Genomic DNA, 8,367 nt, shown 5'->3' on the forward strand with positions numbered 1-8,367 from the left:
TGTTTATTTTACGATATCTAATTTAATCAAACTATTGGCTGTAGCCAAAATAGCTTCTTCAGTAGAGCGTGGCGTCCATCCGAGCATTTTTATGGCTTTTTCACTGCTTGCTCTTTTCACCATCCCCAGATATGGGGCAACAGATTTTAATTTTGGATTGAATAACGCTACTACTTTAATCAGCCAGCTTGGTAGCTCTTTAGTAGGTACCTTAGATGCTTTTTCACCCAGTTTTCTTCTAAGGACATTGGCTATATCGATAAGCGAAAGGCCTTCTCCGGCAACAGCTATGAATCGCTGACCGTTTGCCTCAGGCATGATCATCGCTTTAAAGTGAAGGTCAGCCACATCGCGGACATCCACATATCCTGAAATTATTTTAGGACAGGCTTTCATATCTCCGTTCAGCATTTGTTTCATATTTTGAATAGAATGTGAAAAATCATCTGCTAATACAGGCCCTAAAACCCCGGTTGGATTTACCACTGATAATTCCATTCCTTTTCCTTCATTTTCTATAAAATCCCACGCTGCTCTTTCTGAAATGGTCTTTGATTTTTGATAAGGAAACACAGTATTATTAAGTACTGTCCAGTCTTCTTCTGTGTATGGAGTTGTTTTTACGGTGCCAAATCCTACAGCACCAAACGCAGAAGTAAGAACCACTCTTTTTACCCCCGCTTTTTTTGCAGCCCTTAAAACAAACAGTACCCCGTTTTTAGCAGGAATTACAAAATCATCTTCAGTAGTTGCATCTGTATGTGGGGTAGGTGAAGCTACATGAATGACATATTGACAGCCTTCTGCAGCCCGTTCCCAGGAAGTTTCATCCTGTAGATCAGCTTCAACAAATGACAGGTTCTCAAAGGAGTTGAAACCAGCTTCCATCAACATTTGTTTTACCAGTTCAGATTTTTTCAATGAACGCAGAGTAGCTTTTACTTTATAACCATTTTTAAGTAGGGTAAGGATGCAGTAAGAAGCTATAAAGCCTGAACCGCCAGTCACCAAAACTGTTTCTTTATTTTCCATTTTTATACTTGTTTTAATGGAACAAATTTCGGGGAAAAGAAAGAAGCTGAATTTGTTTAAAAGTCCAAGTTTTATGTGTTTAAAAGTTCAGGTTCATACCATCGTAGTGACTTTTGTTTATAACTCATTCTGTTTTCCGATCAGTACCAAATCAGTAACAGGCGCCCCATCCTTATCAGTAGAATAAAAACGGTTTATATGGATGACCTCAAAGTTATTCTCCCGGAATGCTTTTGCTAAATAATCCTCCTGATGATAATAAAGATAGACCTGATCCCCTAAACTGGACGTGATCAGCCCCGATTTACTGTAATCATCCTCCATCGTGCTTAGGTACAACATACCTTCCGGTTTTAATAATGCGGATGAGTCAGCAATAAGCTTTATAGCTTCTTCTTTTGTTAAATAAGGAAGGCAAAATCCACATATAATTCCATCAAATTTTTGTGTCATCTCACTCATTACACGACAATCCATCAGTTCAAAACGGGCTGTAGGATTATTGATTTGCGCGAGTTCAAGCATTTTTGAGGAGAGGTCGATTCCCAGAATATTATAATCGGGCTTTCTGTCTAATACATACTTTGTAATATTTCCAGGACCACAGGCTATATCCAAAATTTCTGCATTATCAGCTGTTATATGATCACAGAATAGGTTAAAAGTTTCACCAAATGAGCTCACATCCATAAACTTATCCTGGTATATTTTTGCTGCTTTGTCAAATGCTTCAACAGGTTTTAATATTTTCATGATTTTAGATTTTGGTGACACTAATTTAAATAATTGTTACCAATCTGTGAGAAACTTACTTAAATACATTGAGTTAGAAAAAATTCCTTGATATTTATACACTCATAATTTAAAATCTGGCGTAACTTAGTCACTTTACAATATCTAAAGTGAATGATAATACCCGATTTTCGGAATCATCTAAAGAATTCCGAAGCCTGATAATTTCAAGTTCAAAAAAAAGAGAGATGATCGTAAAGAATATAATAATTGTTGCTATGTCTGTCCATTCATGTTTCATTTGGGCACAACAAGAAAAATTTATTCAGCATAAAAATAATTGGGGTGTTGAAACTCAATTTATAAGTAGGTCAGTATTGCCGGGTGATGATTTTTACAGGTATGTAAATGAAGGTTGGTTACAGTCGAAAACAATTCCCGCCGGATCTTCGGGTTTGAGTAATTACAGTGAAGTTGGAAATAAAGTGAATGAAAGAATAGCTGAAGTTATTCATGATGGGGCTTATACAAAGGAGGGAATCAAAGGTCCACTGAAGCAGGTAGGTGCATTATATCTGGGATATCTCGATACGGATAATATGGATAAGCTGGGGCTCAAACCTATTCAAAAGGATTTAAAAAATATTCTTGCCTTAAAGCATTACGAAGATGTTGCAAAATGGATGAGTAATCCTAAATCTTTCTCAATCATTGCAATTCACACAACTCCTGATCTTAATGACAGAAGCCGTTTTCTTGTTACGCTCAGCGAAAGTGGCATTGGTTTACCGGCTCCTGAATGGTACCAGAAACAGGATGGACCCTATCCGGGGTATCGTAAATCATTTCAAGAATATATTAGCCATACTTTCCAACTTGCAGGTGTCGGGAATGCCGATAAAAGGGCCAATGACGTTATTGAACTGGAAACTAAATTGGCAGCAGTACAGTGGACGCCTGCACAAATGAGAGACAGTAAGATCAATTCACATCTGATGCCTGCTTCTGAACTAAGCACTTATGCCCCGGGATTTCCATGGAAAACCTTTTTAGCAGAAAGACAGGTGAACAATGTAGATGAAGTGATATTACAGGCAGATACTGCAATAAAAGCTAAAGCTGCATTATTTACAAAGATCCCTGTTGATGTTTGGGCCTCTTATCTGGCCTTTCACTGGATCGTTAATCATTCTACTGTTTTGTCTGAGGAGTTTCGAAAAAGTCAGTTTGACTTTTACTCTACTGTATTAAGTGGGATTTCAAAAGATATTCCAAGAGAACAGAAATCCATTCGATATGTTAATAATCGGGTAGGGCAACTGGTAGGAAGGCTTTATGTCGAAAAGTATTTTCCAGTCGAAACCCTCGAGAGTATAGAGGATTTGGTTGGGTATATCCGTAAAGCATTTGCGACCAGATTAGAGAAGTTGGAATGGCTTGACGAAAGCAGCCGAAACGAAGCAAAAGCTAAATTAGATGCTGTTACTGTAAGGATAGGATATCCGGAAACCTGGCGTGATTATTCATCCATAAGGTTTAATGCAAAAGATCCTGTAGGTAATGAACAGATCATTGCAAAAGCCAATTGGGATTATGAACGTTCTTTGCTTCAGAGGGTTTTTACCAGCAAGGATTGGTACCAGGTTCCTCAAACCGTTGATGCAACAAGTAGTAAATTATACAACTCAATAGAATTTCCGGCAGGTATACTGCAACCCCCATTCTTTGATCCCTCTGTTGATCCGGCCGTAAACTTTGGTGCTATAGGTGCCATCATAGGGCATGAATTGGGTCACTGTTTCGATGATGAAGGATCGAAGTTTGATGGACAAGGTAATATGCGTGATTGGTGGACCAGTCAAACACGAAAGCAGTTTGATGGGCGTACCAGGCTGCTTGTTGAGCAGTATGACGCTTTTTCGCCATTAGAAGGAGTCCATGTCAATGGAAAGCAAACGCTTGGTGAGAATATTGGAGACCTGACAGGGGCCGAAGTTGCTTATGCTGCTTATCAACTGTATCGTAAAGATCATCCTGGGAAACAACCTGTTTTAGATGGTTTTACCGATGACCAGCGTTATTTTTTATCTTTTGCCCAGGTTAACCGGACACTTTACACTCCCGAAGCCTATCGAATGAACATATCACGGGATTATCATGCACCTGCGGAATATCGTGTAAATGGAGTGGTTAGAAACATCGATGCATGGTATAAAGCTTTTAATATACAACAAGAAGACAAGCTGTACTTATCACCTGAGAGGAGAGTTCGTATCTGGTAACAGACATCAGTAGAAGCAACGGATACATCCTGCAAATTTTAAATTGCAGGATGTATTGTTTAGAAGATGCAGAAACACTCACTCTTCCTATACAACAACATTTATTTTCTTTTTTATTTAATCCACTCTTGCAATAAACCCCGGAACCCCTGTTTTCACTACCTGATTATATCTTTGTCTGGTTTCAATACCGTTAATTTCATCAAAAGCATCTTGTGGCAGGAAGTCCACATCAAAATTTTCTTTTGCGCGGGCTTTGGTTTTAGGGGTTGTCAGTATAGTGGTTTCACGTTGCGCTGCCCAGCCTAATAACACTTGTGCAGGTGTCTTTCCGATCTTTTCAGCGATTCTTAAGATAACAGGATCTTCAAGAACTCCTGGTCTTATTCCATGACCCAGTGGAGCAAAAGCTAAAAATACAATATCATTTTCTTTACAGAAATTCAGAAGTTCTGTTTCAGGGAGATAGGGATGCGCTTCGACCTGAATAATAGAAGGTTTGATCCTTGCTGATTTATAAATTGAAGAAAGCTGTTCCACATTCACATCAGATAATCCGATATTCTTTACTTTTCCCTCGTCCACCAAATTTTCCATGGCTTTCCACGTGTTTGCTAAAGTAACCTCCTGATCATAAATTGTATGTCCGTTTTCATCCCGTGGATCATGATCCTCACCAGGCTGAAATGCAAATGGAGTATGGATAAGATAGGCATCCATATAATCAAGGCCTAATCTCCCAAGACTGGCTTCAAATGCTGCTTTTACACGATCCGGACGGTGATTGGTATTCCACAATTTTCCGGTGACAAAAATCTCTTCACGTTTTATGCCCGTTGCTGCAAGTCCTTCCCGTAATGCAATACCTACTTCATTTTCATTTTGATACCGTTCTGCAGAGTCGAAATGTCTGAACCCTGCTTCCAGAGCATCAATCGTTGCACTTATTGTTAAAGCTTTATCTGGGATCAACGTTCCAAATCCAAGCGTTGGCATTCCAATTTTATTATTTGTTGTTTTCATTTTATATCATGTATTTTGATGAATTGTGTATTTAAATTTCTGATCTGTTCCTTTTTCCTGATACAAATGTCAATAGAATTTCCTGGGTAGCTATGTGACCCAGATCACAATTTATGTAAGATGATTGATCACCTATTTTTTATTTGATGTGAGCTGTTTGCAGAAGTGATCTTATTCTGATTGAAATGAATACAACGGTCTTTCTTTTAAAATAAGCTTTGTATAGTAAATAGGCAGTCTCGTATAATTTATTTTTCAGATCATAAAAATTGCCTTTATTTTGTATGTTCTTAAGACTATAAAATAGTAGAAAATACATCTTTAGAATATTTTAATGAAAGAAAACTTTAATCTTATTTTTAAAGAAAAGCAGGTAAAAGATGATTTTTTGCTAAGGTTTCTTGTTGATGGAAAGTATAGAATTATCCGGCATCTTTTAAGCTTTTCATGTATTTTGTTTTTCATGACGGCAGGAAGAAGATGGGGAGAGTTCGATGGTATTTATGATCATTTGGATTGGATATTTAATGTATCATTATTGTCTCTTCTTTTCTATTTTAATATGTATGTATTGATTCCAAAATTTCTTTATAAAAGAAAATCGATCAACTATCTGATCATTTTATGTTTTTCTATTCTTATTGGATGCAGCTTTTTATTGATTCATAGGAAGTTTTTACTGGAAAGTCATCGTTTGCTCCCTTCCATCAACATGAAAAATTCTTTGTTGGAAGTTTTAGTGGTTTCATGTTTTTTAATTCCCATCATTTTATTTTCGAGTGGATTGAAATTGTTTCAGCATTGGATGGCGGATATTGAAAAATTTTATGAATTAAAAAAGAAATCAGCGGAAAGCGAATTAATAGCTTTAAGAAATCAGATACAACCTCATTTTTTATTCAATATGCTTAATAATATTAATATCCTTACCAGAAGAGATCCACAAAAAGCTTCCTACATTATTTTGAAACTTTCAGATTTTCTAAGACATCTGTTGTATGAAAATAATGAAAAGGAAGTTAATCTTTCTTCGGAAATTAAGTTTATGGACGATTATCTGAGTCTTGAAAAAATCAGGCGGGACAATTTTGAATACACCATAAAATACTGTGAAAATCAGATTAAGGACGTTAAGATTCCACCTAATATTTTACTTATTTTAATTGAAAATGCGATTAAACATAGTATGGATTCATCCGATGGATCCTATATAGATGGAGTATTATTAATCGAAAATGGATTTTTAAAGATTCATGTGGTCAATTCAGTTCCTGTCGTAAACCCTGTTAGGAATAAAGAGAGTGGAGTTGGACTGAATAATATTCAAAGAAGGTTAGAATTAATTTATAAAGATACCTATTCATTGAAGTCAAGCAGAACGAAGGACGAATATATTACCACCTTAAAACTTCCCCTATGAAATGTATAGTGATTGATGATGAACCGGTTGCCAGAATGGGAATGGAAGACTTAATAATGGATTCTCCAAACCTCACATTTTTGCGGGCTTTTAATAGCACAATAGGCGTTGAAGAATACCTGAAAACTCATGAAGTAGATATTATTTTTTTAGATATTGAAATGCCTGTTAGAAGTGGGATTGAATTTGCTCCATTGATACCTCCTGAAACATTGCTTGTCTTCACTACAGCTTATCCTCACTATGCAATTGAAAGCTATGAGTTAGATGCTATGGACTATCTGTTAAAACCAATATCACAGGAACGCTTTAACAAAACTGTCATAAAAGCATCTGCTTATCTGTCCCTGTTGAAAAATGATAAGTACAGTGTCGAAAATACCTCAGAGGAACATATTATTGTCCGTGCCGACAAACGTTTCCATAAAATATTCTATGATAGTATCACTCACATAGAGGCTCTGAAAGATTATGTCATTATATATACTACTGACGAAAGACGGCATATTACCTGGATGAACCTTAAAAATATCTATCTAAAATTACCTAAAGATCAATTTACCAGGATTAGCAGAAGCCATGTAGTCAATACAAAGTTTGTGACCTCATTCGATAATACCAGTGTATGGATTAAGGAAATGGAAATCACCCTTGGAAAAAGCTATAGGGACGATTTCTTTGCGAAACATTCTCTATAGATATACTTCCTGACTTTTTTGTGTTTTATTATTCTGATTCCTGTGTAAAAGGAATCACCGTTTCTTGTGGGTTCCAATTCATTAACAGTAGCTCATGGTCTTACGATCGAATTTAATTTCTATCAGATAGTTTAGTATAGGAAATATAAGGGTATGTATAATTCTTTTGATGTAAAATTGGTGCACCACCTACCTTTACCGGAATTACATATTAATATACCATTATGAAAAAAGTGTTTTTTGCAATTTTATTATGTGCCGGTTTGGCGGAAGGAAGTGCTCAGTTACATTTGGGTGCAAAAGCAGGAGCTAATCTTACAAAAATTGATGGCGAGGCTTTCAGGGATAAATTCGAACTGGGATATCAGTTGGGAGGATTTGCTTACTATGATTTTTCAAAAACTTTAGGATTACAGCTGGAGGTCCAGTTCAACCAATCCAATACGAAGATTGAAGAAAGATATTCGGAAGTTCTCTTTAATGCTTTCGACAAAAAGAAAAAACTAAACTATATTTCTGTTCCGGTGTTGCTTCGTGTCAATACTCAGGGATTGATAACTATTGTAGGAGGACCACAATTTAGTTTTTTGGCGAATAGTGATGATACACTGCTTCAAAACAGTGGGCGGCTTTTTAAGAAAACGGATTTTGGCCTGGTTGCAGGAGTAGAAGTTAATTTTAAACCCTTTATACTTTATGGCAGATATACCTGGGGCTTCAGTAAGATCAGCGATGTTGGTGATTCACCAAAAAGCAGACAAATCCAGTTAGGGCTTGCGATGAAAATTTTCTAACAGATTTTTTTAAGACAAGAAGCAGTATTCTTTTCGCGTTAAGAACCAAATGTGAACAATGTGAATTTAATCTGAATCCTACAATTCAGGCGTTATGACGTCAGATTTAGGCTCTCGTATTCTGATGTTTCACCTTAACATGAAAAATCATATTAATAAAGGTTAAAAATGAAATGATGTATTGATTTTTATTTTTGACCTTTTTAATTCCAAATTGTTTCATCCTGTTATATTACTTTATATTGTTATGCAGTAAATAATTACATACGAAAAAAAAATCACTTCAAAGTGATTATTTTTTTAAAACACTTTTTTTTCTAAAAGCTTTAAAATGAATATACTAGATGAAATTTTTGATTTGTTATGTGTAATTTAATTAAACATCC

Annotated in this window: 7 protein-coding genes; 4 read left to right on the top strand and 3 right to left on the bottom strand. The window is 36.0% G+C overall.

Annotated features, from left to right (window positions below; translation table 11 throughout):
* Positions 1 to 3: 3 nt before the first annotated feature.
* Entirely contained in the window at positions 4 to 1,032 is a 1,029-nt protein-coding gene (locus CEY12_RS01585; RefSeq protein WP_089026026.1) for an SDR family oxidoreductase, read from the bottom strand.
* Positions 1,033 to 1,149: 117 nt separating this feature from the next.
* Entirely contained in the window at positions 1,150 to 1,785 is a 636-nt protein-coding gene (locus CEY12_RS01590) for a class I SAM-dependent methyltransferase (RefSeq protein ID WP_089026027.1), read from the bottom strand.
* 227 nt (positions 1,786 to 2,012) lie between these two features.
* On the opposite strand from CEY12_RS01590, the gene CEY12_RS01595 reads away from it, so the two are divergent.
* On the top strand, positions 2,013 to 4,046 hold the full coding sequence (locus CEY12_RS01595; protein ID WP_157676732.1) for a M13 family metallopeptidase: 2,034 nt from the start codon (positions 2,013 to 2,015) through the stop codon (positions 4,044 to 4,046).
* Between the two features lie 117 nt (positions 4,047 to 4,163).
* Here CEY12_RS01595 and CEY12_RS01600 read toward each other — a convergent pair whose 3' ends face one another.
* A complete protein-coding gene (locus tag CEY12_RS01600) occupies positions 4,164 to 5,069 on the bottom strand; it encodes an aldo/keto reductase (RefSeq protein ID WP_089026029.1) in 906 nt (301 codons plus the stop codon).
* A 334-nt stretch (positions 5,070 to 5,403) separates the two neighbouring features.
* On the opposite strand from CEY12_RS01600, the gene CEY12_RS01605 reads away from it, so the two are divergent.
* The 3 genes from CEY12_RS01605 to CEY12_RS01615 all read left to right on the top strand — a co-directional run bounded on the left by CEY12_RS01605 (position 5,404) and on the right by CEY12_RS01615 (position 7,981).
* Positions 5,404 to 6,489, top strand: a complete 1,086-nt coding sequence (locus tag CEY12_RS01605) for a sensor histidine kinase (protein WP_089026030.1) — start codon at positions 5,404 to 5,406, stop codon at positions 6,487 to 6,489.
* Positions 6,486 to 7,187 (top strand): LytR/AlgR family response regulator transcription factor, encoded by a 702-nt coding sequence (locus tag CEY12_RS01610; protein ID WP_089026031.1) that lies wholly within the window; start codon positions 6,486 to 6,488, stop codon positions 7,185 to 7,187. The genes CEY12_RS01605 and CEY12_RS01610 overlap by 4 nt, the downstream gene beginning before the upstream one ends.
* 224 nt (positions 7,188 to 7,411) lie before the next feature.
* A complete protein-coding gene (locus tag CEY12_RS01615; RefSeq protein WP_089026032.1) occupies positions 7,412 to 7,981 on the top strand; it encodes a porin family protein in 570 nt (189 codons plus the stop codon).
* Positions 7,982 to 8,367 lie beyond the last annotated feature (386 nt).

Origin of the sequence: Chryseobacterium sp. T16E-39 (genome assembly GCF_002216065.1) — a bacterium.
Classification (GTDB): domain Bacteria; phylum Bacteroidota; class Bacteroidia; order Flavobacteriales; family Weeksellaceae; genus Chryseobacterium.

Coding starts and splice junctions, on each gene's coding strand:
- CEY12_RS01605 (WP_089026030.1), top strand. CDS start 5,404: ATGAAAGAAAACTTTAATCTTATTTTTAAAGAAAAGCAGGTAAAAGAT.
- CEY12_RS01610 (WP_089026031.1), top strand. CDS start 6,486: ATGAAATGTATAGTGATTGATGATGAACCGGTTGCCAGAATGGGAATG.
- CEY12_RS01600 (WP_089026029.1), bottom strand. CDS start 5,069: ATGAAAACAACAAATAATAAAATTGGAATGCCAACGCTTGGATTTGGA.
- CEY12_RS01595 (WP_157676732.1), top strand. CDS start 2,013: ATGATCGTAAAGAATATAATAATTGTTGCTATGTCTGTCCATTCATGT.
- CEY12_RS01615 (WP_089026032.1), top strand. CDS start 7,412: ATGAAAAAAGTGTTTTTTGCAATTTTATTATGTGCCGGTTTGGCGGAA.
- CEY12_RS01590 (WP_089026027.1), bottom strand. CDS start 1,785: ATGAAAATATTAAAACCTGTTGAAGCATTTGACAAAGCAGCAAAAATA.
- CEY12_RS01585 (WP_089026026.1), bottom strand. CDS start 1,032: ATGGAAAATAAAGAAACAGTTTTGGTGACTGGCGGTTCAGGCTTTATA.